The following is a 25397-nucleotide window of genomic DNA, read 5'->3' on the forward strand; positions in this document are numbered from 1 at the left end:
AACAATGAATAGGGTTTTAATTAAGAATGCCAAAATAGTAAATGAAGGGGCGATTTTTGAAGGCGATGTATTAATTGAGAATGACTTAATTGTTGAGATTTCAGAAAGCATTAGTGCGAAATCTTCGGATTGTAAAATCATTGATGCCGAAGGGAATTACCTGATTCCAGGAGCAATTGACGATCAGGTGCATTTTAGAGAACCGGGTCTTACTTACAAAGGAGATATTGAGTCAGAGTCCAGAGCGGCTGTGGCCGGTGGAATTACGTCTTTTATAGAACAACCTAACACTATTCCTAATGCGGTTACTCAGGAAATATTAGAAGAAAAATACCAATTGGCAGCCGAAAAATCCTATGCGAATTATTCGTTTATGATGGGAGCTACCAATGATAATCTCGAGGAAGTTCTGAAAACAAATCCAAAAAATGTAGCGGGAATCAAAATATTTCTAGGTTCTTCAACCGGAAATATGCTTGTGGACAATGAGGCGACTTTGGAGAAAATATTTTCCAGTACGCCCATGCTTATTGCGGTACATTGCGAAGACGAGGCTACAATAAAAAATAATTTAGAAAAATATATTGCAGAATATGGTGAAGATGTTCCGGTTAGCGTACATCATTTGATCCGATCTGAAGAGGCTTGTTATATTTCTTCGTCAAAAGCGATTGCGCTGGCCAAGAAAACAGGAGCGCGTTTGCATATTTTTCATCTTTCAACGGCCAAGGAAATGGAGTTGTTTACCAATAAAATTCCATTGGAAGACAAGAAAATCACGGCCGAAGTTTGCGTGCATCATTTATGGTTTACCAATGACGATTATGCCACCAAAGGGAATTTAATCAAATGGAATCCTGCAGTGAAAACGGCCAATGATCGAAAAGTACTTTGGGAAGCTTTACTCGATGGTAGAATTGATGTAATTGCTACAGATCATGCGCCTCATACTCTGGAAGAGAAAAAACTGCCTTATCTTAAAGCGCCTTCAGGCGGGCCGCTGGTACAGCATGCTGTTGTGGCAATGTTTGAAGCCTTTCATCAAGGGAAAATCAGCATCGAGAAAATTGTGGAGAAAATGTGTCACAATCCGGCTAAAATTTTCAAAATTGAAAAACGTGGTTTTGTCAAAGAAGGCTATTATGCCGATTTAGTTATCGTCAATCCGGGCTTGCCTTGGAGTGTGAAGAAAGAAAATATCTTGGCAAAATGCGGTTGGTCTCCATTTGAAGGTTTTACCTTTAAATCCAGAATTACCCATACTTTTGTAAACGGACAATTAGTTTACACGGCATTTAAAGTAAAAGAAATTAAAGCAGGAAAACGATTGTTGTTTGATCGATAAAAGCAAAATATGAAAAAAGCGATGTCAATTTTTGTGCTTCTTATAGTATTGAGTAGCTGTAAAGAGGAGGTAGTAGAAAAACCGGAACGCCTTATTGAAAGAGCTGTTATGGTGAATATTATGTATGATTTATCGCTTTTGGAAGCCATAAAATATCAAAATCCGACTTCGGTGGAGAATTACAAAACAAATCCTGCCGAATTTATCTTTAAAAAATATAAAATTGATAGCGCTCAATTTGCTCAAAACAATAGGTATTATGCTGCTGATTACGTGGAGTATAAAGCCATGTCTGATGAAATCCTAAAACGCATCGACCAAGAAAAAGCCGTTGCAGATTCTTTGGTGAAATTAGAAAACAAGAAAAAAACAAAGCTTAAAAAGGCAAAAATTGCTAAAGATTCTTTGGCTAAAAAAGATACTGTGAATCCTAAGCGAACGCAGTTTAAGAAGCAAAATTTGGTAAAACAAGCTTTGCTAAAAAAAGACGCTTTGAAATAAGACTTTGCTAGGCTTTCAATCTTGTGATTTCTTTGATGTAGGAATCAATAGGAGTAAATTCAATATTCAGGAGATCTTTAATTTTCAGGTTTGAATAGTCATTTTTAGAATAGGAAGCTTTTGCTGTGGCTTTTGTAAATTGTCTTTTTTGCATGAAAAAAGTAGCTGAAATCCAATCCAGTCGCCAAACCATTTCCATCAAAAAAGGTGTTGCATGAAGTTTCGGTTTTTTTACGTTCAGGGCATCGGCAATGCTGTTTAGAACATCTCTGAAAATCAGGTTTTCGGCAATCAAAGTGAATCTTTCGTTGCAAATAGCGCTGCTCATCAATTGATAGCTAATGCTCACCACATCACGCACTGCGATAAATCCGGTAGTTCCAAGAGTATAAAATGATAAGCCTTGGGCTACTTTCTTAAAAAGCAAACCGCTTCCTTGTTCTTGAAAACCAGGGCCAAGGATAACGCCCGGATTTACAATTAGAACTTTTAATCCTTCTTGTTGGCCGCGCCAAATTTCCATTTCGGCACCATATTTAGAAATGGCATAATCACTGTGTGGTTTCTCCGGATTCCATTCGGTTTCTTCGGTAATAATCGTTTCATGTGCTGCTAGATCGCCCAGAGCCGCTATCGAACTGATGTAACACAATTTTTTAATATCATAAGCAAGGCAAAAATTAACGATGTTTGCGGTTCCTTCAATGTTGATTTTTCGAACTAAATTCTCTTTTTTGGGATCAAATGAAATGAGGGCCGCACAATGATAGACATGATCAATTCCCTCAAAAGCGTGTTCTAAGGCGGGGATATCCGTAATATCTGCCTGCATCCATTCGATAGCTTTAAATAAATCAAGCTTTTTGTATAAATCAAATAGGTTTTTAGTCTTTTCGACACTTGCTGTATTGCGATAAATAGCGCGTACTTTATCTCCATTTTCAATTAAATGAAGCAATAAATGCGCACCGACTAAACCTGTTCCTCCTGTAACTAAAATCATGCTACGAAAATACGAATATTTTTTTTCGAATAAGCCAATAAACAAATAACTGAATCCACAATAAATTTTATCTTTGCGCACACGAAGCCTTAATGGCTGAACTGACGAAAGTAAATTGATTAAAAGATGAAGAATTTTATTGAAGAAGTGACTTGGAGAGGAATGCTCCACGATGTTATGCCAGGCACAGAAGAACATTTGATGGAACAAATGCGTGTGGCGTATGTGGGAATTGACCCAACTGCCGATTCATTGCATATAGGACATTTGGTTGGAGTGATGTTATTGAAGCATTTTCAGCTATCTGGACACAAACCATTGGCCTTAGTGGGCGGTGCTACAGGAATGATTGGTGATCCGTCAGGAAAATCAAATGAAAGAAATTTATTGGACGAAGCGACTTTGCGCCACAATCAGGAAGCGATAAAAGGACAATTATCCCGTTTCCTGGACTTTACTTCGGATGCGCCAAATGCGGCCGAATTAGTGAATAATTACGACTGGATGAAAAACTTTTCCTTTTTGGATTTCATTCGTGATGTGGGGAAACACATTACCGTAAACTATATGATGGCCAAAGATTCGGTAAAGAAACGTTTGTCTTCTGAAGCTGCCGAAGGAATGTCATTCACAGAGTTTACCTACCAACTGGTTCAAGGATATGATTTTTTGCATTTGTACAGAGAGAAAAACTGTACGTTACAAATGGGCGGAAGCGATCAATGGGGAAATATTACCACTGGAACTGAATTAGTGCGCAGAATAGCCAGCGGAAAAGCCTATGCGTTGACTTGTCCGTTAATCACCAAAGCGGATGGAACCAAGTTTGGAAAATCCGAAGGCGGAAATATTTGGTTGGATGCTGCAAGGACTTCTCCATATAAGTTTTACCAATATTGGTTGAATACATCGGATGTTGATGCAGAGAAATACATCAAGATTTTTACTTTTTTAACCAAAGAAGAAATTGAAATTTTAACTGAAAAACACAGAGAAGCACCGCATTTGCGTTTGTTGCAAAAACGTTTGGCCGAAGAAATTACGGTAATGGTACATTCGGCAGAAGATTTAGAAAATGCGATTAAAGCATCGAATATTTTGTTTGGGAATTCTACTTCAGATGATTTGAAACAATTGGATGAAGCTACTTTCTTAGATGTTTTTGACGGCGTTCCTCAGGCAGAAATCAGCCGAAACGAAATCGAAGCGGGACTTGATATTGTGGCTGTTTTGAATGAAAAAACAGGATTTATGAAGTCGAATGGCGAAGCCAGACGCGCTTTGACAGCTAACTCTATTTCGGTTAACAAAGAAAAAGTAGCCGAAGATTTTGTGCTTTCGACCAAAGACCTAATCAACAATCAATTTGTATTGTTGCAAAGCGGAAAGAAAAATTATTTTGTGGTGAGAGTGGTTTAACCGTTTAGGTAACTTGTTTAATAGTAAATTCGGTTAACCGATTATAAACAAATAAACTTTTACAAGACCATCAAATTACAACCTCGAATATCAGAATTATCAAAACGTCCCAATACCTCGAAAGAGTTGTTGGGATTTTTTTTGCCCAAATCCTGAGTGGCGATAAAGGAACAGGAATTGATATTGGCCAAATCAATCACGTTGATGCCGCCGGTTTTTCCGTCTTTTATGTAAGTTAAAGCGTCTTCGGTATCGCGAATGAGGATTTGCATCCAGGAAGGACATTCAAATACGCCTTCGCCAAGAGAATAAGCTTGTGAAAGCAATTCGGTCATACCGTATTCTGAATGAATAGCCGAAACGCCAAAACCTTGGCAAAGTTGTTCGTGCAATTCTTCGCGAATCATTTCTTTGCGCTTGCCTTTCATTCCGCCGGTTTCCATGATGATGGTGTGTTGCAGTTGAAAAGGGTGTTTTTCGATTAAATCCAATAAGGCATAAGTAACACCAATAAGAATGACGTTTTGTCCGGCTTGGTCTAATTCGATTAGTTTCTTGATTAATTCATCGTGGTTGTGCAAATAAAAACCGCTTTCTGGCTGATTGGATAATTGAATCAAATCTTCAACCATATAAATCAGTGACGAACCTTCGCGTTCTAAATAGGATGGGAGCAAGGCCAAAACAACATAATCTTCAATGTTTCCGTAAAATTGAGAAAACCCTTTTCGGTAGCTTTCTTCGTAGATGGAAGCATCAGTTACCAGATGTTTGCTGGTGATCATTCCGGTGGTTCCGCTGCTGGTAAAAGTCTCTTCGATAGCATTAGTATTCGAAACTACAGCATGGCTTTTGAAAAACTGAATAGGCAAAAAGGGAATTTGAACCAATGATTTTACCTTATGAATATCTACTTTTAGGTGATTGCAGAATTCGTGATAGACTAAATTGTTTTCATATTGGTAACGAAATACTTTTAAGGCTATTTTTTCAAATTGCTTCTGGTTTGAAATGGCAAATATATCGGCGGCTGTAATCAAGAATTTTTTTATGTAAAGGTATTAATATTTTAGGAAGTCTTTTGTTGCTGTTTTTTAAAAAAGCGAAATGATTAAAAGTATCTTTTTGCCATTCCACAATACAGACGGATTGATAAGAACAATCGAAAAAACGCCGGCAACAATAAGAAACTTTAAGATGTTGTGAAGCAGCAGATATTCTCCTTTACGATCGGATTTCCATAAGTATAACAGAAAGAAAATAAGGACAATCAGGCATGAATAAAAATAAATGTCCATATAGCCCACGTCATAGATGTCAATCAGGACATAGACGGGGATTATCGTCAATAAAGTTAAAGCCGTTATGATTTTTTTAGCAACCAATTCGCCCAAAATAATTGGGATAGTTCGGTATCCATTGGCCAAATCTCCTTTTATGTTTTCTAAATCTTTAATCATTTCCCGTATAAGCAGTAGCAGAAACAGGAAGTTGGCATGAGCAAAAATTACGGCAAGATGATCCTTATAGTTTTCAATTTCTTCAAAAGTGAGTTTGTAATAATAATGCAACAATATGGCAAAAAAAGGAATTACAGCCAGTAAAGCCGCCATTAGATTTCCTGCGACAGGGATTTTTTTTACTTTATGAGAATAGAACCAGATCAGGAAAATATAAACCGAAAAGAATAAAAAAGCACGCCAAGAAACAATCAGAGCCATCAAAGACGCAATGAAATTTAGTGTAAAGTAGACGTTTAGTTTCGTTTTCTGGCTGACCAATCGATCCAGCATGGATTTATTAGGACGATTGATTAAATCTTTTTTGCTGTCGTAAAAATTATTGATAATATAGCCGGAAGCAATTGTTATTGCCGAAGCAAAAACCAGCAGGAACAAATGAAAATCTAATAATACGGCAAGCGCTCTTTTTTCGGGTGCAAGAATAAATATGGCCGAAAGATATTGGGCAAGAATAATAACGGGAATGTTGTACCCTCTAACGACAGAGAACAAACTGACAATTTTCATGATGAGAAGTTTGTGCTGTCTGCTTAACATTATAGGATTTTAAAGTTTAACCCTTCCGTTTTGTTTAGGGTATGATAAGATTGTATTTTTTGAATTAAATTAAAACTGATAAACCACTTCCAGCTTGTAATCCTTCAAAGCGATTTTTGCTTTTTCTAAGTCTTGGGTAAAACCAAGTATGTAACCGCCACCACCGGATCCACATAACTTTAGATAGTAATCATTGGTGTCAATCCCTTTTTGCCAGATGGCATGAAATTGCTCTGGAATCATGGGTTTGAAGTTGTTCAAGACTACTTTTGAAAGTTTCTTGGTATTCAAAAACAATGATTTCATATCTCCGCCCAAGAAATTCTCAACACAGGCGTCAGTGTATTTTACAAATTGGTTTTTTAGCATCGCACGGAATCCTTTGTCTTTTAGGTTTTCCATGAAAATATTGACCATTGGAGCGGTTTCTCCCACAATTCCTGAATCTAATAGAAACACGGCTCCTTTGCCGTCAAAACTTTGATTCGGAATACCGGTAGCCTCGATATTGTCTTTGGAATTGATTAAAATTGGGATACTTAAATAGCTGTTTAAAGGATCTAATCCGGAACTTTTTCCGTGAAAAAAACTCTCCATTTGAGAAAATATCGCTTTGAGTTGCAATAGTTTTTCGCGGGTTAAATTCTCAAGAACCGTAATTTTATCTTGGGCATATTTGTCGTAAATAGCAGCAACTAAGGCGCCACTACTCCCTACTCCGTAGCCTTGTGGGATGCTGGAATCAAAATACATTCCAGTTTCAATATCATTTTTTAATGTCTCTAAATCAAAAGTGACTAATTCAGGCTGTTCACTTTGTAAATGGCCTAAATAAGTGGCAAAACGGTTCAAGCTGGCATTGGATGCAATGGCTTCGGCAGAAGGATTTTCATCTCTTTTTAGTGCCCCGTTATAAAAATTGTAAGGAATAGACAGTCCTTTAGAGTCGCGAATAATTCCGTATTCTCCAAAGAGTAATATTTTTGAGTAAAATAAGGGTCCTTTCATATGTATTTGAAAATTAACAACTTAATAGTGGTAATTTGGTTTTGACTAATTTTAAAAATCGACGATATCGCCTCGGTTTTCTTTTTGTATAACAAGATTGATTTCCTCTTGTTGTTCCGAAGATAATTCTTTGAAAGAATTTTTTTTCTCCGATTGTAAAATGCTTTTTAGCGTTTCAATTGTAACTTTGTCATTCGTTTCCAGTATCATTTTTATCAATTCCAGTTTTTCTGATTGAAGGTCCATGATTTCAGCTATTTAGAGCTAAAGGTATGAAAAAAAATGTATTATAACTGCATTGCGCCAATTCCTAACGAATCGCAAAGGTACTGCCCATTTTGACAAAAGTCAACTAATTCTTGCTGAATAAATTGTAGTACCGTTTCGCTAACGTTTTCGGGATACAAAATATGAACATTAGCTCCGGCATCCAGCGTGAAACAAATTGGAACTTTAGTGTCGTTTCTGAATTTCCAAATGGCATTGATGATTTGCAAGGTATTGGGTTTCATTAAAATGAAATAAGGCATCGAAGTCATCATCATCGCGTGTAAGGTCAAAGCTTCGCTTTCGACAACTTTAATGAATTCTTCCAGATTTCCGCTTTCAAAAATGGAAATCAGCTTATCCAGATTTTCATGGGCCTGGGCAAATCGCCTTTCGGCAAAAGGATGATCATGCATCAAGTCATGTCCCACAGTGCTGGAAACCTGCTTTTCGCCTTTGTCAACCAATAAAATGGTATCCTGGTAATTCTTGAAGTTCTCGTGAATGGTATAAGGAAATTCCACGCCATACAAATCGGAACTGTCATTAATATTAGCCTGATTTCCCCAAACGACTACCTCGCCTTTTACACTGCGGCAGGCGCTGCCAGATCCTAATCGGGCCAGGAAAGAGGCTTTTTGATAGAAGTATTCTTCGGTCATTTCGGGATTCAGCTCTTTCTCCAGACTCATCAGATTCATCGCCAAAGCGGCCATTCCGGAAGCCGAAGAGGCAATTCCTGAACTGTGTGGAAAGGTGTTTTCAGTGTCAATCGTAAAATGATAGTCTTTCAAAAAAGGCAAATAAATTTCAATTCGTTCCAAGAATTTTTGGATTTTGGGTTTGAAATCTTCTTTGGGTTTTCCTTCAAAAAATAAATCAAAAGAAAAAATGTCTTGCTTTTCTTTCTTGGCAAAAGCCAGTTTGGTAATCGTTTTACAATTGTTCAAAGTAAAACTCACCGATGGATTGGCCGGAATTTGATTGTCTTTTTTTCCCCAATATTTTACCAAAGCAATATTACTGGGCGCGCTCCATTGGAAATTGCCTTGTTCCACATTTTGAGAATAAGGAGCAGGTATAAAATCGTTTGCTGAAAACATGAATTTTAAAATTTTGACAAAGATACCTTTTTTGGTGAATAGCTTTATTTCTTTAGTTGAATTTAATCAGTAGAAATTTTTAATTAAATTTGATCTTAGAAAAAGAATCCTGTATTAGTATTCCTATTTTAAAAATTAGTTTAATATTGCGCCTTTTTAGATGCAATCAATTAAGTTTTCTAGAGTGACTGCGCTTAGACCAGCTTAAATTGTTACTGTTTTAAAAACGTTTGATTTCAAATTTTAAAATTATCAAAATGAATAAAATTACTAAAATACTTATCGTTGTTGTGACTTGTCTTGCCATTGGTTATTTTTCTGGCATTGTGACTCGTTCCAGTATTGAAACCTGGTACCCGACATTGGTAAAACCGAGTTTTAATCCGCCAAATTGGGTTTTTGCTCCAGTGTGGAGTATGCTGTATATTATGATGGGAGTTGCGGCGGCATTAGTTTGGGATCGAATGGAATCCGATAAGGAAGCGGTGAAAAGAGCCTTGCTTATTTTTGCAATTCAATTGGCCTTAAATGCTTTGTGGTCCTATTTGTTTTTTGGATTACACAACCCGATGCTTGCCGGAATCGAGATTGTATTGTTGTGGTTATTAATTTATGAAACCTATATCCATTTTTCCAAAATCAATAAAATAGCGGGTTATTTAATCTTGCCTTATTTGGCTTGGGTTAGTTTTGCAATGGTGTTGAATGCCAGTATTTGGTGGCTGAACCGTTAGGAATTTGCTTTACAGTTTTTTAAACTCAAGATGTTTGCTCATTAAAAAATCCATCATAGACAGGACGGTGCTGCTCTCTAAAAGTGTTTTGGATTTGGGATCGGCATCACAAAATTGAAGAAAGAGTTCAATCTCATCCGGTTTTAACTTTAAAGTTTCAGTGTAAAATTTTTGATCACAGCTGCTTTTTGCCAGTGATGTAAATGGAATAGGGGGAATTTTTTTCCTGACTTTCTCTTTTTCTTTGGCAAATAGGCCAAAAAGGAGGCCTCCAATTCGCATAAAATTCATTCCATTTTCAATTGTTCCATTGTTGACTCCAATAATTTTTGGGTCTCTGGCTGCTTTTTTAATTGCTAATTCAGATAGCTTTTCTTGTTCATACGGACTGTCTAATTCCAATTGGATGGAAGGCATTGTTGTAATTAAAACTTCTTCCAGTTCTTCGGGCTTAAGAACCAATTGAATCAGGAGATTGTTTTTGTCAAGGGTATTTTGATCCATTACAATTTTTTTGATAATGTGGTTTTTCGAAACAAAAACCAGTTCATCCCCTTTTTTTACAAGTATAGAAAATTCCCCTGCGGCGTTTGTAATGGTTGTTTCTTTTGAATTGAAATTCGCAACTTCGACTTTTCCTAAAGCAAATTGTTCCTGTACAACTTTGCCACGGATTATTCTTTCGGATTGTGAAAAACCAACTTGTGCAACTAAGAAAACGAATAGCGCAGAGATATGATATTTAAGCATTTACATCAATTTGGATACAAACATATTCAAATTGGACTGATGTAGCTGAGAAATATCTTATAAATTAATGTTAATCAAAAATCAATTCTTTCTTAATTATAATTTGTATGTTTTCAATGGTTTAGTAATTTGTCAAATGTTGTTGGCTAGAATAAACCCACTCGTCCAGGCATTCTGAAAATTAAATCCGCCGGTAATGGCATCGATATTTACAATTTCACCTGCAAAATAAAGATTCTGATGCAGTTTGCTTTCCATAGTTTTGAAGTTAATTTCTTTTAAATCAATTCCGCCTGCGGTTACAAATTCTTCTTTAAAAGTACTTTTCCCATTAACCTGAAAAGTGGCATTCGTTAGCTGATGAGCCAAATTTTGCAATTGAATTTTAGATAAATCGGCCCATTTGGTTTCCGTTTCAATGCCCGAAGCCAGAACCAAACTTTCCCATAAACGGTTAGGAAAATCAAAAGGGGATTTTTTAGAAACGGCCTTTTTGGCCTGTTCTTGTTTTAAATCTTTGAGGATTTTTTCGGCCTCGTTGGTTTCTACGTCATTCAGCCAATTGATAAATATCGTAAATTGATAGTTTTTGTCATGTAAAATTCGGGCGCCCCAAGCGGAGAGTTTCAAAATTGCCGGACCGCTCATTCCCCAATGCGTGATTAACAATGGTCCTGTTGAGGTCAATTTACTGTCTTTGACTTTTACGCTGACCTGTGCCGCAACGCCGGGTAATTCTTTGATTCTGGAATCTTTGATGTTGAAAGTAAAAAGAGAAGGAACCGGATTAATAACGGCATGACCAAACTGCTGCAGCATTTCCCACATTTTTGGGTTGCTTCCCGTGGCGAGAATTAATTTCCCCACGATATAATTTTCATTTTGAGTTTCTACTTTCCAAAAATTGTCTTTCTTGAAAATCGACTGTACGCTTTGGCCTGTAAGAACTGAAATCCCCAGTTTTTGGGTGGCTTTCAGGAAGCAATCAATAATGGTTTGGGAGGAATTTGAAACAGGAAACATTCTCCCGTCGTCCTCAATTTTTAGTTCAACTCCGTGTTTTTCGAACCATTCGATAGTGTCACCGGAACAAAATTGATGGAAAGGACCTCGCAATTCTTTTTCACCACGCGGATAAAATTTCACTAATTCGTTGGGCTCAAAACAGGCATGGGTCACATTGCAACGTCCGCCGCCTGAAATACGCACTTTTTGGAGTACTTCGGCACCGCGTTCTAAAATAGCCACTTTTAGTTTTGGATTTTTTTCAACAATATTGATGGCTGTAAAAAAACCTGCAGCGCCACCGCCCACTATAATGATATCAAAATTCTGGTTCATATTCTATCTGGAAAATCTGAGATGATTCCGTTTACGTTAAATGATTTTATTTTTTTTAAATCTTCAATTTCATTGACCGTCCAAGGGAAAACCTGCAGTCCTTTTTCTTGGAATTGAGCGGTGTTTTCGGCTGTCAATAAATGATAATGCGGATGAATGGATTTTGCCCGAATAAATTTGGCGAAAGCGAAGGCCAAATCCAAATCCGTTTCTGTCAGTACCCCAAGGGGTATTGCTTCATTCAAAAAAGAAACTTGCTGCAAAGCATTCCAATCAAAGCTGGAGACCAGAAAATCAGTGTATTTCCAGTTCTTTTGTTCTACATATTTTTCGATCAAATCCACCACTTTATCAGCCGTTTCATAGCTTTTTAGCTCGATATTGATGACACATTGACGGTTTACCAAATCAAAAACTTCTGCCAGTGTGGGAATGTTATGTTTGTTTTTTATTCGGAATCTTTTCAGCTCAGACAAAGATAAGCTATTTACAAGTCCTTGGCCGTTCGTTTTTCGGTCAATGCTTTCGTCGTGAATGACCATGATTTCGCCGTCAGCGCTCAAATGTACATCCAGCTCGATGCCATCTGTATGCAGCTCAATTGCTTTTTGAAAACCAATTAAGCTATTCTCGGGTTCATATCCTTTGGCGCCACGATGACCTATTTTGAGCATTGCTGTTTATTTTTGGTAAAGGTAAACATAAAAAAAACGCCTTCATTTCTAAAGGCGTTTTGATGCGGTAATTTTTAATTTATTTTTCCAATTCTAAGACTAAAACTGATTTTCCATCTAAAGTAATTTCGGAAGTTAAATCGATTGCTTTTCCGGATAAAATATCTTTCGCAGTTTTCGAATCCTTGATGTTCTCCTGAAAACGATTGGTTTTAATCGTTTTTGCTTCAGCGGAATTGTTGATGACCACCATCACGGCCTGCTTGTCGTTATGTCTAAAATAGATGTAAACATTGTTTTCAGGAAGGTAATGTGTCATTTTTCCAAAATGAACCACCTCATTCGTTTTTCTCCATTGGAAAAGTTTTGAGGTAAAATCGAAATAGTTACTTTGTTGTTTGGTTCTTCCTTCTTTGCTAAAAGCATTGTTTTGGTCTCCTTGCCATCCGCCGGGGAAATCTTGGCGAATGTCGGCATCGCCTTTGCCTTTGTCGCCTGCCATCCCGATTTCGGAGCCATAATACAATTGTGGAATTCCGCGAACGGTAGCCAATAGTGTCATGGCCATTTGGTATTTTTTGAAATCGTTTTTATAGTTCTGATTGAATCTTCCGGTGTCGTGATTTTCGGCAAAAGTCAATAGATTGTTTGTATTAGCATATAAAAAATCATTCGTGAAATTGTCGTAAACCTTAATCATTCCATCGTTCCAAGAAGCATTGTCTTCGTTGAAAACACTGCCAAAAGCATCGTGTAACGTAAAATCCATTACGCTTGGCAAATAGGAATTATAGCTTTGAATGGCGCTGATCGGGCTGTCTTTTTGCCAGTACGACATTTGCGCCTGATCGTGCATCCAAACTTCTCCAACGATGTTAAAATAAGGATATTCATCTGTGATTGCTTTGGTCCATTTGGCAATGCCCACTTTGTCATTATACGAGTAGGTGTCGACTCTAAATCCGTCCAAATCGGCGTATTCAATCCACCAGATAGCATTTTGAATCAAATAATTCAACACCAAAGGATTCGATTGATTCAAATCAGGCATGGAAGGAACAAACCAGCCGTCCATACAATTTTTAGTATCAATTGCCGAGGCATTGCTGTCAAATTGCGTGGTCATTCTGTAATTCGATTGTGAATATCCAGGAAATTGATGCACCCAGTCATAGGTTGGTAAATCTTTATACATCCAATGTTCGGCTCCCCAGTGATTGGTCACATAATCTTTGACCAATTTCATGTTTCGCTTTTTCAATTCTGTCGAAAGACGCAAATAATCCTCATTGGTTCCGTAACGCGGATCAATTTTGTACACATCAGATTGGGCATAACCATGATAGGAATTTACGGCATCATTGTCTTCGCAAAGCGGTGTGCTCCAAAGTGCGGTAACGCCCAGTTTTTCCAGATAATCCAGATTGTTGATAATGCCATCGATATCGCCGCCATGACGGCCGTTAGGCAATTGACGATTCGCCTTTTCAGTAACCGATTTTTCGCTGTCGTTCTTTGGATTTCCGTTGGCAAAACGATCCGGCATGATCAAGTACATCATATCCGAAGCATCAAAACTTCGGCGTAAGGCGGAATTCTCTCTTCTTTGTTTTAAAGCATATTTTTTGGTGAAAGCTACTTTTTTGTTTTTCGAAAACGAAAAAACCAATTCAGATGCAGGAATGTTTTTGGTATCAATGGTTACGAAAACATAGTTTGGATTTTCAGTTTTCTGAATGTTTTTTATTGGAACGTTATTCGATACGCTAACATCATTTTGAGCGATGTTTTTGCCGTAAAACATGATTTGAAGTTCCGGATTGTGCATCCCGGCATACCAAAATGGAGGTTCGGTGCGCTGGATTTGGGCATTTGCGGAAACAGATAAAAACAGAACGAGTACGATTATTTGATGTAACAGATTCGTCCTTGTTTTTGAAAGTTGTTTTTGAATAGTCATAAATCTATTTTTTTATGTTAGACTTCTATTGAAAATGTTTTAAAAACAACACAATAGAATGTAAACCATATAAGAAATGTAAGAACATCTAACTAAACTTTTTGGAGTTTTGGTTTAAATGAACTTACATTTCTTGTGTAAGGCTTACTAAATTATTTGTTTTCGATAATGCTGATGGCATAACCTCCGCCTGGAGCAGATAATTGTGACAATTTAGATTTGTTGGTCACGGTCATTTTGCGAATAGTATAGGCTTGCGGATTCGTTTTGTAATGGGCATCCTTAGCATCTGCATAAATGGTAGCGGTATATTTTTTACCTTTTTCCAAGAAATCAAATTTGATGTTTGACGTACGGCTGGTTTCGCCGTTTACATTCCCCACAAACCAGTTGTTAGTTCCTTTTGCTTTTCGGGCAACGGTGATGTAATCTCCCGGCTCAGCTTCTAAATAATTACTTTGATCCCAATCTATGGCAACATCCTTGATGAATTGAAACGCATCCGGAAACTTATTGTAGTGCTCAATTAAATCGGCGGCCATTTGTAAAGGACTGTACATAGTCAGGTACAATGCTAATTGATTAGCAATGGTACTGTTTACATGTGATTTGTTATCCGGATTTAGTTTTGTCATATCCATTTCAAAAATTCCCGGAGTATAATCCATTGGTCCACCGATTAAACGCGTAAAAGGTAAAACAGTCACATGGTTGGGTTTTGAACCTCCAAAAGCCTGATATTCCGTTCCTCTTGCTGATTCATTCCCGATTAAATTTGGATAGGTTCTGCTGATTCCTGTAGGGCGAATCGCCTCATGCGCATTGACCATGATTTTATAGTCGGCTGCTTTTTCAAGCGCATATTGATAGTGATTGACAATCCATTGGTTATAATGATTTTCACCTCTTGGCAAAATGTCACCTACATAACCACTTTTTACGGCGTCATAGCCATTGTCTTTCATAAACTGGTACGCTTTGTCCATGTGACGCTCGTAATTGCGCACAGATCCAGAAGTTTCATGATGCATAATCATTTTTACTCCTTTTGATTTTGCGTAAGCCTGAATACCTTTTACATCAAAATCCGGATAAGGGGTTACAAAATCAAAAACATAATCTTTGGAATGTCCAAACCAATCTTCCCAACCTTCGTTCCAACCTTCAACTAGAACGGCATCAAAACCATGCTGAGAAGCAAAGTCAATGTATTCTTTGACGTGAGCTGTATTAGCTCCGTGTTTACCGTTTGGTTTGGTTTTAGTGTAATCTGTAGTGCCTAATTGTACCGAAGGCAGTTCGTCAGTATATGCCCAAGAACTTTTACCGGTAATCATTTCCCACCAAACCCCAATGTATTTTACAGGCTTGATCCAAGAAGTGTCTTCAATCTTACATGGGTCGTTTAAGTTTAAAGTCATTTTTGAAGCCAGAATCTGGCGTGCATCATCACTCACGATAATTGTTCTCCAAGGCGAATGATTTGGTGCTTGCATATATCCTTTGTCTCCGTTGGCATCCGGTGTTAACCAAGATTCGAAAACCATGTTTTTATCGTCTAAATTCAGGTGCATACAAGAATAATCAATCAAAGCTGCTTCGTGTAAATTGATGTATATCCCATCTGCTGACTTCATCATCAAAGAAGTTTGAACTCCTGTAGGTGAAAAAGATTTTTGAGAAACATTGGCAGTATAGGCCTTTTCAGATAATCCACGAATTTCAGATAATTTTGATTGGGTATAATCGTATTCTTGAGTGTCATAATCGCCCGGAATCCAGAAAGCGGTATGATCACCAGCCATCGCAAATTGCGTTCTTTCTTCTTTAATCACGAAATAAGTCAGATTTTTTTGTGTTGGAAACTCATAACGGAATCCAAGACCATCATCAAAAAGACGGAAACGAATGATAATTTGGCGGTCTGTTCCTTTTTGATTCAAAGTGACTGCTAATTCGTTGTAATGATTGCGAATTTGATTTTGCTCACCCCAAACCGGTTTCCAGCTTTCGTCAAAAGTGCTTGTTTTAGAATCAACAACAGTGAAATCATTCAACAATGATTTTGCATCGTTCTTTAGTTCCAGTCCCAGTTTACTGGATTTAATAACCTCTTTGTTTTTGTATTTAAGATTGTAGCTTGGAGTTCCATCGCTAAGCAACGAAAATTCCATGACAAATTTTCCTTCGGGGGATTTCAGCTGTTGTGCTTTGCTGTGGGTACAAAATGCAAGCAAAAAGAAGGCTGTTACAATTAAATTCTTCATGTTTCTGTTTTTAAAAAATTATAGGTTATTAATGATGCTGTTTTCAAGTTTGCGGGCCTGAATCCTTTTTCCATTGACCACAAGGGCTAAATCAGTGTCTCCGTTTACTGTAAAACTCGTTCCGTCTTGGCTAACGGCTACTTTCAAAATTTGATTTCTAAAATTAATTTTAAAAGAATAAGCCTTCCATTCTTTTGGAATTTTTGGAGAAAAATGTAAAGTGTCGTTTCTGATTCTCATTCCTCCAAAACCTTCCACGATACTCATCCAGGTTCCCGCCATCGAGGTAATATGACAACCTTCTTTGACTTCTTTATTGTAATCATCGAGATCCAATCGGGAAGTTCTCAGGTAAAAAGCATAGGCCATATCCATCTTGTCTAGCGCTGCAGCCTGAATGGAATGTACGCAAGGCGAAAGCGAACTTTCATGAACCGTAAAAGATTCATAATACTCAAAATTGCGTTTCAGTTCTTCTTTAGAAAAATGTTCTTCAAAGAAATAAAAACTTTGCAACACATCGGCCTGTTTGATATAAGGCGAACGCAAAACACGGTCCCAAGACCATTTTTGATTGATTGGTCTTTGCGAAGGATCTAAATCTTTTACAGGAACCAAATCTTTGTCTAAAAATCCGTCTTGCTGCAAGTAGATGCCTAATTCTTCTGATTTTGGAAAATACATATTATCGGCCACTTTTTTCCATTGCTGAATCTCAGCATCGGATAATTGTACTTTTTCTACGATTCGTTTGTGATCCAAAGGGAATTCTAAGGCTACTTTTTTAATTTGTTCCTGCGTATAATTGATACACCATTGAGCAATATAATTCGTATGGAAATTATTGTTGACATTGTTTTCGTATTCATTTGGACCGGTAACGCCCAAGATTACGAATTGGTTTTTATCATTAGAGTAATTGGCTCTTTGATGCCAAAAACGCGAAATCGCAATCAAAACTTCCAGTCCTTTTTCGGGAATATAAGAATAATCTCCCGTGAAACGGTGGTAATTGTAAATAGCAAAAGCAATGGCACCGTTTCTATGGATTTCCTCATGGGTAATTTCCCATTCGTTGTGGCATTCTTCACCATTCATCGTTACCATAGGATATAAGGCGGCACCATTTTTAAAACCAAGATTTTTCTCGGCATTTTCAATCGCTTTTTCAAGGTGATTGTAACGATAGGCCAGTAAATTCCGGGCGACTTCCTGATCTTTGGTAGCCATGTAAAACGGAATGCAATAGGCTTCGGTGTCCCAATAAGTGGAACCTCCATATTTCTCTCCGGTGAAACCTTTTGGCCCAATATTCAATCGGTTGTCTTTTCCTAAATAGGTTTGGTTCAACTGAAAAATATTAAAGCGGATTCCTTGTTGGGCTTTTACATCGCCTTCAATGGTGATGTCGGACATTTCCCAAATTTTTGCCCAAGCTTCAATCTGGTCATTCAATAATTGCTCGTAGCCTTTGGTTAATGCCGATTGGATTGCTTTTTCTGCTGCAACAAGGGTATTTTTATGGTTCAGCGAAACGGTGTATCCTCCTATCTTTTGAATGGATGATTTTTGGCCTTGAGCCACAATGACATCATAACTGAATTTAATTTTGTCCGGAAGGCTGTCAATTGCCGAAGGTGATATGCTCAAATTTTCTCCATTTTGCCAAATGCTGTTTTGCATAAAGGTGGTTACTTCAAAATGGGTTTTGAAGGTTTGCGCTGTTATAAAAGCTTCATTCCCGGTTTTTTTTACTTTAAGCGGTTCCCAGAATTTTTCGTCCCAATTAGCGTCTTCATTGGTCACTCCGGCATCAATGTAAGGTTTGTAAATTATTTTTGCATCCTTATTCAAAGGAGTAATTTCATAATTGATCATTCCCACTTCGTCCAAATCTATAGAAAGGAAACGGCGCACCTTAACCGAAATTTCGGTACCGTTTTTTAAAGTGGCATCGAAAGAGCGATGGTACCAACCTTCTTTCATATTCAATTCCCTACGAAAGTTTTTTATGGAAGCGCAAGTGTTTAAATCTAAGTTTTCTCCGTTGATTTCAATATCTATCCCAATCCAGTTTGGGGCATTCAAAACCTTGGCAAAATACTCAGGATAGCCGTTTTTCCACCAGCCCACTTTAGTTTTATCCGGATAATAGATCCCTGCAATATAACTTCCCTGGAAACTTTCTCCGGTATATTTTTCTTCAAAATTAGCGCGTTGGCCCATAGCACCGTTACCGATACTGAATAGGCTTTGAGACGATTTTACTCTCTCTGCATCAAATCCCTCTTCAATGATGGACCAATTGTCTGGTTTTATATAATCTTGGTTCATTCTTTCCTTTTGTTTAAAGTTTAAAAAGTGTAAGCTTTAGAAGTTTGAAACTGAGAAACTCATGACAGACTTCTGTATTTCTTATCTCTTTTTATTCTATCTTTTTATTTTCTAATTAAAGCCTCTATAAAGCTGCTGTCTATATGGGTAAAATCTTCGAAGATGTATTTGGCTTCATGCAAAACAGCTTCTTCTCCAATACCGATGCTGGTCATTTTCCCAATATTAGCCGCCTGAATTCCAGCCACAGAATCTTCAAATACAATGGTGTTTTCCGGCGAAATCCCCAATAGTTGAGCGGCAATCAGGAATACTTCCGGATCGGGTTTGGCATTTGAAACATCATTGCCATCTACGATTGCATCAAAATAGGACATGATTCCGGTTTTCTCCAGAATAGGTCTGGCATTTTTACTTGCTGAACCCAAAGCAATAGCTTGGTTTTGTTCTTTTAAGAATTTTAAAACAGTTAGCACTCCTGGTAAAATTTCACTTTGGTCCATATCAACCAAATAGGATAAATAGTCTTCGTTTTTTTGAACGAGCCATTTGTTTTTGTCTTCCTGAGAAGCTTCAATTTTTCCTAATTCTAAAATGATGTCCAGCGAACGTACTCTGCTGACTCCTTTTAATAATTCATTGTGTTCGAGTGTGAAATCGATATTTAGTTCTGTTGCAATTTTTTTCCAAGCCAAAAAATGGTATTTGGCAGTGTCAACAATTACACCGTCAAGGTCGAATATAAATGCTTTTTTAATCATGATTATTGTTTTATTACGTCATCAACATCTTTCACTTTTACCACTAATACGGCGGCAATAAGGAAACTGACTCCGCTGGTGACTAAGGCAAGTATGGCGTCGTCATGATAGACATACTTAACTAAGGGGCCTCCAATTAAGGCATTGATGATTTGTGGGATAACGATAAAGAAATTGAAAATCCCCATGTAAACTCCCATTTTCATTGGTGAAATGGAACCCGCTAAAATGGCGTAAGGCATAGACAAAATACTTGCCCAAGCGATTCCCACGCCTATCATGGAGAGGACGAGCCAGTTTTCATTGGGTACAAAATACATCGAGATTAATCCTAATCCACCAATGATTAGTGAAGCCGAATGGGTTAGTTTTCGCCCTATTTTTTTAGCGATATAGGGTAAGGCAAAGGCGTAGAAAGCCGAAACTAAATTGTAAATTCCAAATAGGACACCAACCCAGTCGCCGGCATCTTGATAAGCAACACTTTTATTGTCTGTAATGGGCAAACCATACACATGATGGGCTATGGCCGGCGTGGTAAATACCCACATTCCAAAAAGGCCAAACCAGGAGAAAAATTGAACCCAACTCAATTGTTTCATCGTAGTAGGCATTTTTCTGAAATCTTCAAAAATGTCCAATAAGCCTGATTTTTTTGGGCTAATTGTTGTTTCAAAAACTTCCTGATGGGCACTTTCATCTTCAAATTGCGCTAATTCTTCCGGAGAATATTCTTTGGTGGTCCAAATGGTGATGAGTATGGATCCAATAAGAATGATGGCTCCAATGATGAAGGACCAAATAAGATGCGAAGGAACTCCTCCGTTCTCATTTCTATTGGAAATACCCAACCAATTGGTAAGGACATAAGGAAGCCAAGAACCGATTACGGCTCCAAATCCGATTAATGCGGTTTGAACGCTGAATCCAAGGGTTCTTTGATCTGTTCTTAGATTGTCTCCCACTAAAGCTCGGAAAGGTTCCATGGCAATGTTGAAGGAGGCGTCCATAATCATCAGCATTCCGGCACCAACCCAAATCGCGGGCAATAAGGCGATGAAAATTTCGGCTTGCGGCATTAAGATTAAACCAATAGAAGCTAATAAGGCACCAACTAAAAAGAAGGGTTTTCTTCGTCCAAATTTTCCCCAAGTTTTGTCGCTGTAATAGCCTATTATGGGCTGTACAATTAATCCCATTAAAGGAGCAATTATCCAAAACCACGAAAGTTCATGCACATCGGCACCAAAAATTTGAAGAATTCTGCTGGCATTAGCATTTTGAAGGGCAAAACCCATCTGTATTCCCAAGAAACCGAAACTCATGTTCCAAATTTCCCAGAAACTTAACTTACGCTTTTCCATTATCGTAATTTAAAATGAATACGATAAGCGCGATGCTTATCAAAACTTAACTTGTTTTTCGAAGTAAAAGTAAAAGCTTTGATGGGGTAAATGTAAAAATTTATTTTAAACTTTTGTTTTTTAGAAGCAAATAAAATGCAATATTTTCAACTACAAGGTTGTAGTAATGAATATAATACAGTTTTTGTAGTATTCAGCATTCAGTTGCTAACTGCAAACGGAGGCTGATTACTAAATACTGAACACTGATCACTAAAGAGTTAATTCGTTGATTCTCTTTCAATCAGATGGGTTTCAATTACTTCAGTGATGTAATTTTCTTCTTCTTCATTTTCTGATTCTAATCTGTCGATAAGCATTTTTGCGGCTTTATTGCCCATTTTTATTCCGTTTTGACTCACAGTGGTAATGGTAGGGGTCGAGTATTTTGAAATGATTCCATCGGTAAAGGCAATAATGGATAAATCTTCAGGAACTCTCAATCCCATTTTATTGGCTGTTTTGATGCAGGTTACCGCAAAGAGTTCGTTTACCGCAAAAACAGCATCAATGGCTTTGTCTTGCAGTAATTTACTGATGATGATTTCGCAAGTATCTACATTTTCAATCTTAATAATTAGATTTTCATCAAATGGGATGCCATTGTCCAAAAGCGCTTTGATATAACCATCGGTTCTTAGTTTGCCCACGCTGACATAATCGACAGTGGTTACTAGAGCAATCTTTTTCTTTCCATTGTCAATCAGGCTTTGAACTGCTTCGTAAGCTGCTGATTTATCATCAATAATAACTTTGTCGCACAGGATTTCATTGGTAACCCGGTCAAACATGACAACGGGCATTCCTTGATTGATGACTTCGGTGATATGGTGAAAATCAGCCTTGAATTGGGTTTCTTTGGATAGCGACATGATAAAACCGTCGATACTTCCGTTAGCAAGCATTTCCATATTAAGTACTTCTTTGTCAAAAGAATCATCAGACAAACAGATGATAACGCTGTAGCCGTGTTCGTTAGCAACTTGTTCGATTCCATTAATGACAGTCGAAAAGAAATGGTGTACAATCTCGGGGATGATTATCCCTATAGCTTTCGACTTTCGGTTTTTTAAACTTAGGGCAATATTGTTGGGTTTGTAATTATAGAATTTGGCAAAAGCCTGTACTTTTAATCTGGTTTCTTCTCCAATCTCTGAACTGTCCCTAAGTGACTTCGAAACTGTTGAAATGGACACGTCCAATTCTCGGGCTATTTGTTTAAGGGTTATTTTCTTCTTCATGATAACAATTTGATAAATTTTGTTTCCGTAAATAAAGGGATTAATTATTTAGATTGTGCTAATTATATCTTCAAAAACATGTAATATATATAAAGTTTTCAACACTACCACGTTTTCGTAAGCTATTTGAAAAATGCTTTTGTCGAGCGGTCCAAAATTTACATAAATTTAACATTCGAAGTAAGAGTAAAAATCAGTAAAAACCAAATTAACTTAAACGAAAAGTATGAAAACAATTTATAAGAAGTTGTTATTTTTATTGCTGCTGTTGCCTTTTGGTGTTCTGGCACAGAATACTATAAGCGGGATTGTTCTGGATAAAACATCAGGGCAACCTATTCCGGGAGTAAATATAAATATACAGGGTAGCACAAATGGTGTTTCGACAGATTTTGACGGAAAATATAAATTATCGAATATTAAAAAAGGAGATAAAATAGTATTCTCTTTTATTGGATATAAGAACACGATAATTAATTATGATTCCCAAAAAATAGTAAATGTTTCTTTAGGAGAAGATGAGAATCAATTAAAAGAAGTAGTGGTTCAGGTGGGTTATGGAACCGTTAAGAAGAAAGATGCTACGGGATCTGTTTCTCAAATTTCTGCAAAAGAGTTTAATAAAGGAATCAATGTTACTCCTGAAAGCTTGATTAGCGGCCGTATTTCGGGAGTTAATGTTACTGGTGGAGGAGCGCCGGGAGCTAAAGCGGATATTAGAATTCGTGGTGGATCTTCTTTAAATGCTTCTAATGAGCCCTTGATTGTTTTAGACGGACTTCCTTTGAGTAATACAACTCCAAGTGGAGCGACCAGTATTCTATCTACAATTGATCCTAATGATATTGAGTCTTTTACAGTTTTAAAAGATGCTTCGGCAGCGGCGATTTACGGGTCTAGAGCTGCAAACGGAGTTATTGTTATTACGACTAAAAAAGGGACAAAAGGCGGAGTGAAAGTGAACTTCAGCTCTCAAGTTGGTGTCAATACCATTGCCAATACCGTTGATGTACTGAGTGCGGATCAGTTTCGCGCTGTGGTAAACCAAAATGGATCTAATGCCCAAAAGGCGTTATTGGGAACGGCCAATACAAACTGGCAAGATGAAATTTTTCATACCGCTTTAACTACTAACAATAATATTTCGGTTAGTGGCGCTTTATTTGATAAGTTACCTGTAAGATTATCTGTGGGAAATGTTAATAATCCGGGAATCTTAAAGAATACTTCTTTTGAAAGAACTACGACATCGATATCGTTGAATCCTGTTTTATTTGACAATCATTTAAAAATTGACATCAACGGAAATTTATCTTTTGGTAAAAACAGATTTCAAGATGAAGGAGCTGTTATAGGAAGTGCTATCGGATTTGATCCTACGCAATCAGTTTATAGTGCAAATTCTCGTTATGGAGGCTATTTTGAATGGTTAGAGCCTAACGGTAATTTACCTTTATTACCTGCAAGAAACCCTGTGGCCAGATTAAATCAGGATGAAAGAAGAGCTACTTCTACCAGAAAATGGGGGAATGTGAGGTTAGATTATAAATTTCATTTCTTTGAAGATTTAAGAATAGTTGCTGAGGCAGGTATTGATCGATTTGACAGTAAAGGATTTACTGAAGTGAGTACGCAAAGTGCATTAGGCTATCAGCCAAATGCGTTTAGTAATCCTCAAAACAATTGGGTAAATCTGGGTGATTATTCTCATTATACCGATGCGCTTCAAAACAAGAATTTAAACACTTATTTGAATTATACTAAAGATGTAGGAAAGTTTAAAATTGATGCTACGGCGGGTTATAACTACCAATTATTTCAAAAGGAAAAATACGAATCAGGAGAAACGAGACGTCCAACTCCTAATGAGGATGTGATAACTGATCCGGATATTAACTTACAATCTTATTTTGGCCGTTTAAATTTAGGCTATGACAGTCGTTATTTAGTGACCTTAAATTACAGAAGAGACGGAACTTCCCGTTTTTCTAAAGAAAACAGATGGGGTAATTTTGCCGGAGCTGCTTTAGCATGGAATGTGGCCGAAGAAGCATTTTTAAAAGACAATACCACTCTTTCGGGCTTAAAACTAAGATTTGGATACGGAACTACCGGTCAACAAGATATCTCGGCTCAGTATGACTATTTAAGAAGAGTAACTTTGGGAACCATTAATTCGCAGTATGTTTTTGGTAATACAGTTTATTCAACAGCAAGGCCTGAAGGATATAACGAAAATATCAAATGGGAAAAATTAGCAGAGATGAATTTAGGTCTGGATTACGGATTTTTTAATGATAGAATTACAGGATCGATCAACTATTTTGATAAAGAATCGAGTGATTTGTTAGCCGATATAGCGGTTCCTGATGGTGCAAATATTAGAAATCAAGGTTTCTTTAATATTGGTAGTGTGAAAACCAAAGGAATTGAGTTTAGCATTCAATCAGATATTATCAGAAATGAGAATTTAACTTGGAATGTGGCTTTTAATACGACTTATATCGATCAGAAGATTACCGAATTAGGAATTACTGTTCCGGGATTTGAAGGTTATACAACTGGAGCTATATCGGGAGGGGCAAATAATAATATTCAGATTAATTCGGTTGGATATGCGCCAAACTCATTTTTTGTATATGAGCAGTTATATGATGCAAATAAGAGGCCTATTCAAGGGGCTTATGTAGACAGAAATGACGATGGTAAGATTGATGACGGAGATCGTTACAGATTTCATAAAGCGGCACCGGACTATACCTTTGGTTTGTTTTCAACTTTAAACTACAAAAAGTTTGATTTCACGATGAACTGGAGAGCCAGTTTAGGAAATTATATTTTTGATAACGTGAGTTCAGATAAAGGCTACTTAAAAGCAGGATTAAGAAGAGATTCTGATTTGGCTAATATTAGTTCAGATTATCTAAATACAGGTTTTGATTTTGAGGATAATGGGACAAGCCGTTACTTATCTAATTATTTTGTAAAAGATGCGTCTTTTATCAAACTTGACAATGTAACTGTGGGTTATACTTTAGATAAAGCATTATTAAAAGCAGCTTCGTTGCGATTTACAGCCGGGGTTCAAAACGTTTTGATATTGACTAAATATGGCGGTTTAGATCCGGAGAAATTCAACGGAATCGATGGCAATGTATATCCAAGAGCAAGAACTTTCTTGTTTGGAGTAAATGCAAATTTCTAATAGTACATTATTAAATAAAAC

20 protein-coding genes are annotated in these 25397 nt (G+C 37.2%); 5 read left to right on the top strand and 15 right to left on the bottom strand.

The window, feature by feature from the left end; translation table 11 throughout:
• The first annotated feature begins 4 nt into the window (after positions 1 to 4).
• Positions 5 to 1345 carry a dihydroorotase gene (locus BUB25_RS09530; protein WP_072943516.1) on the top strand — a complete coding sequence of 447 codons (1341 nt, stop codon included), beginning with the start codon at positions 5 to 7 and terminating at the stop codon, positions 1343 to 1345.
• Positions 1346 to 1354: 9 nt separating this feature from the next.
• On the top strand, positions 1355 to 1846 hold the full coding sequence (locus tag BUB25_RS09535; RefSeq protein WP_072943519.1) for a DUF4296 domain-containing protein: 492 nt from the start codon (positions 1355 to 1357) through the stop codon (positions 1844 to 1846).
• Between the two features lie 7 nt (positions 1847 to 1853).
• On the opposite strand, the gene BUB25_RS09540 is transcribed toward BUB25_RS09535, so the two are convergent.
• Positions 1854 to 2849: an NAD-dependent epimerase/dehydratase family protein gene (locus BUB25_RS09540; RefSeq protein ID WP_072943520.1), complete on the bottom strand. Its 996-nt coding sequence runs from the start codon at positions 2847 to 2849 to the stop codon at positions 1854 to 1856.
• 126 nt (positions 2850 to 2975) lie between these two features.
• Here BUB25_RS09540 and tyrS point away from each other — a divergent pair, with 126 nt between their 5' ends.
• Positions 2976 to 4268 carry a tyrosine--tRNA ligase gene (tyrS, locus tag BUB25_RS09545; RefSeq protein ID WP_072943522.1) on the top strand — a complete coding sequence of 431 codons (1293 nt, stop codon included), beginning with the start codon at positions 2976 to 2978 and terminating at the stop codon, positions 4266 to 4268.
• 59 nt (positions 4269 to 4327) lie between these two features.
• Here tyrS and BUB25_RS09550 read toward each other — a convergent pair whose 3' ends face one another.
• From BUB25_RS09550 to BUB25_RS09570, 5 genes are all read right to left on the bottom strand, one after another.
• Positions 4328 to 5308: a LuxE/PaaK family acyltransferase gene (locus BUB25_RS09550; RefSeq protein ID WP_072943523.1), complete on the bottom strand. Its 981-nt coding sequence runs from the start codon at positions 5306 to 5308 to the stop codon at positions 4328 to 4330.
• A 54-nt stretch (positions 5309 to 5362) separates the two neighbouring features.
• Positions 5363 to 6328 (bottom strand): geranylgeranylglycerol-phosphate geranylgeranyltransferase, encoded by a 966-nt coding sequence (locus BUB25_RS09555; RefSeq protein WP_072943524.1) that lies wholly within the window; start codon positions 6326 to 6328, stop codon positions 5363 to 5365.
• 69 nt (positions 6329 to 6397) lie between these two features.
• Positions 6398 to 7336, bottom strand: coding sequence for a mevalonate kinase family protein (locus BUB25_RS09560; protein WP_072943525.1), 939 nt, complete (start codon positions 7334 to 7336; stop codon positions 6398 to 6400).
• A gap of 51 nt (positions 7337 to 7387) precedes the next feature.
• Positions 7388 to 7582: a hypothetical protein gene (locus BUB25_RS09565; RefSeq protein WP_072943526.1), complete on the bottom strand. Its 195-nt coding sequence runs from the start codon at positions 7580 to 7582 to the stop codon at positions 7388 to 7390.
• A 41-nt stretch (positions 7583 to 7623) separates the two neighbouring features.
• Positions 7624 to 8706 carry a diphosphomevalonate decarboxylase gene (locus BUB25_RS09570; RefSeq protein ID WP_072943527.1) on the bottom strand — a complete coding sequence of 361 codons (1083 nt, stop codon included), beginning with the start codon at positions 8704 to 8706 and terminating at the stop codon, positions 7624 to 7626.
• A gap of 257 nt (positions 8707 to 8963) precedes the next feature.
• On the opposite strand from BUB25_RS09570, the gene BUB25_RS09575 reads away from it, so the two are divergent.
• Positions 8964 to 9440, top strand: a complete 477-nt coding sequence (locus BUB25_RS09575; RefSeq protein ID WP_072943528.1) for a TspO/MBR family protein — start codon at positions 8964 to 8966, stop codon at positions 9438 to 9440.
• Positions 9441 to 9449: 9 nt separating this feature from the next.
• On the opposite strand, the gene BUB25_RS09580 is transcribed toward BUB25_RS09575, so the two are convergent.
• The 9 genes from BUB25_RS09580 to BUB25_RS09620 form a co-directional block, all read right to left on the bottom strand.
• Positions 9450 to 10190: a hypothetical protein gene (locus BUB25_RS09580; RefSeq protein ID WP_072943529.1), complete on the bottom strand. Its 741-nt coding sequence runs from the start codon at positions 10188 to 10190 to the stop codon at positions 9450 to 9452.
• Between the two features lie 132 nt (positions 10191 to 10322).
• On the bottom strand, positions 10323 to 11531 hold the full coding sequence (locus BUB25_RS09585; RefSeq protein WP_072943530.1) for a BaiN/RdsA family NAD(P)/FAD-dependent oxidoreductase: 1209 nt from the start codon (positions 11529 to 11531) through the stop codon (positions 10323 to 10325).
• Positions 11528 to 12205: a glycerophosphodiester phosphodiesterase gene (locus BUB25_RS09590; protein WP_072943533.1), complete on the bottom strand. Its 678-nt coding sequence runs from the start codon at positions 12203 to 12205 to the stop codon at positions 11528 to 11530. Before BUB25_RS09590 ends, BUB25_RS09585 begins: the two co-directional genes overlap by 4 nt.
• 79 nt (positions 12206 to 12284) lie before the next feature.
• Positions 12285 to 14165 carry a glycoside hydrolase family 13 protein gene (locus BUB25_RS09595; protein ID WP_072943535.1) on the bottom strand — a complete coding sequence of 627 codons (1881 nt, stop codon included), beginning with the start codon at positions 14163 to 14165 and terminating at the stop codon, positions 12285 to 12287.
• A 152-nt stretch (positions 14166 to 14317) separates the two neighbouring features.
• Positions 14318 to 16432 carry a glycoside hydrolase family 97 protein gene (locus tag BUB25_RS09600; RefSeq protein ID WP_072943538.1) on the bottom strand — a complete coding sequence of 705 codons (2115 nt, stop codon included), beginning with the start codon at positions 16430 to 16432 and terminating at the stop codon, positions 14318 to 14320.
• Positions 16433 to 16450: 18 nt separating this feature from the next.
• On the bottom strand, positions 16451 to 18766 hold the full coding sequence (locus BUB25_RS09605; protein WP_072943541.1) for a glycoside hydrolase family 65 protein: 2316 nt from the start codon (positions 18764 to 18766) through the stop codon (positions 16451 to 16453).
• A 104-nt stretch (positions 18767 to 18870) separates the two neighbouring features.
• Positions 18871 to 19527, bottom strand: a complete 657-nt coding sequence (gene pgmB / locus BUB25_RS09610) for a beta-phosphoglucomutase (protein WP_072943542.1) — start codon at positions 19525 to 19527, stop codon at positions 18871 to 18873.
• Positions 19528 to 19529: 2 nt separating this feature from the next.
• Positions 19530 to 20891 carry an MFS transporter gene (locus tag BUB25_RS09615; protein ID WP_072943545.1) on the bottom strand — a complete coding sequence of 454 codons (1362 nt, stop codon included), beginning with the start codon at positions 20889 to 20891 and terminating at the stop codon, positions 19530 to 19532.
• Between the two features lie 260 nt (positions 20892 to 21151).
• On the bottom strand, positions 21152 to 22171 hold the full coding sequence (locus BUB25_RS09620; RefSeq protein ID WP_072943548.1) for a LacI family DNA-binding transcriptional regulator: 1020 nt from the start codon (positions 22169 to 22171) through the stop codon (positions 21152 to 21154).
• A 226-nt stretch (positions 22172 to 22397) separates the two neighbouring features.
• Between BUB25_RS09620 and BUB25_RS09625 the strand changes: the two genes are divergently transcribed.
• Entirely contained in the window at positions 22398 to 25376 is a 2979-nt protein-coding gene (locus BUB25_RS09625) for a SusC/RagA family TonB-linked outer membrane protein (protein WP_072943551.1), read from the top strand.
• Positions 25377 to 25397: the final 21 nt, after the last annotated feature.

Origin of the sequence: Flavobacterium granuli (assembly GCF_900129705.1) — a bacterium.
GTDB lineage: Bacteria > Bacteroidota > Bacteroidia > Flavobacteriales > Flavobacteriaceae > Flavobacterium > Flavobacterium granuli.

Excerpts from the sequence above, each read along its gene's own strand:
- BUB25_RS09530 (WP_072943516.1), top strand. The coding sequence starts at position 5 with ATGAATAGGGTTTTAATTAAGAATGCCAAAATAGTAAATGAAGGGGCG.
- BUB25_RS09535 (WP_072943519.1), top strand. The coding sequence starts at position 1,355 with ATGAAAAAAGCGATGTCAATTTTTGTGCTTCTTATAGTATTGAGTAGC.
- BUB25_RS09540 (WP_072943520.1), bottom strand. The coding sequence starts at position 2,849 with ATGATTTTAGTTACAGGAGGAACAGGTTTAGTCGGTGCGCATTTATTG.
- tyrS (WP_072943522.1), top strand. The coding sequence starts at position 2,976 with ATGAAGAATTTTATTGAAGAAGTGACTTGGAGAGGAATGCTCCACGAT.
- BUB25_RS09555 (WP_072943524.1), bottom strand. The coding sequence starts at position 6,328 with ATGTTAAGCAGACAGCACAAACTTCTCATCATGAAAATTGTCAGTTTG.
- BUB25_RS09560 (WP_072943525.1), bottom strand. The coding sequence starts at position 7,336 with ATGAAAGGACCCTTATTTTACTCAAAAATATTACTCTTTGGAGAATAC.
- BUB25_RS09565 (WP_072943526.1), bottom strand. The coding sequence starts at position 7,582 with ATGGACCTTCAATCAGAAAAACTGGAATTGATAAAAATGATACTGGAA.
- BUB25_RS09570 (WP_072943527.1), bottom strand. The coding sequence starts at position 8,706 with ATGTTTTCAGCAAACGATTTTATACCTGCTCCTTATTCTCAAAATGTG.
- BUB25_RS09575 (WP_072943528.1), top strand. The coding sequence starts at position 8,964 with ATGAATAAAATTACTAAAATACTTATCGTTGTTGTGACTTGTCTTGCC.
- BUB25_RS09580 (WP_072943529.1), bottom strand. The coding sequence starts at position 10,190 with ATGCTTAAATATCATATCTCTGCGCTATTCGTTTTCTTAGTTGCACAA.
- BUB25_RS09585 (WP_072943530.1), bottom strand. The coding sequence starts at position 11,531 with ATGAACCAGAATTTTGATATCATTATAGTGGGCGGTGGCGCTGCAGGT.
- BUB25_RS09590 (WP_072943533.1), bottom strand. The coding sequence starts at position 12,205 with ATGCTCAAAATAGGTCATCGTGGCGCCAAAGGATATGAACCCGAGAAT.
- BUB25_RS09595 (WP_072943535.1), bottom strand. The coding sequence starts at position 14,165 with ATGACTATTCAAAAACAACTTTCAAAAACAAGGACGAATCTGTTACAT.
- BUB25_RS09600 (WP_072943538.1), bottom strand. The coding sequence starts at position 16,432 with ATGAAGAATTTAATTGTAACAGCCTTCTTTTTGCTTGCATTTTGTACC.
- BUB25_RS09605 (WP_072943541.1), bottom strand. The coding sequence starts at position 18,766 with ATGAACCAAGATTATATAAAACCAGACAATTGGTCCATCATTGAAGAG.
- pgmB (WP_072943542.1), bottom strand. The coding sequence starts at position 19,527 with ATGATTAAAAAAGCATTTATATTCGACCTTGACGGTGTAATTGTTGAC.
- BUB25_RS09615 (WP_072943545.1), bottom strand. The coding sequence starts at position 20,891 with ATGGAAAAGCGTAAGTTAAGTTTCTGGGAAATTTGGAACATGAGTTTC.
- BUB25_RS09620 (WP_072943548.1), bottom strand. The coding sequence starts at position 22,171 with ATGAAGAAGAAAATAACCCTTAAACAAATAGCCCGAGAATTGGACGTG.
- BUB25_RS09625 (WP_072943551.1), top strand. The coding sequence starts at position 22,398 with ATGAAAACAATTTATAAGAAGTTGTTATTTTTATTGCTGCTGTTGCCT.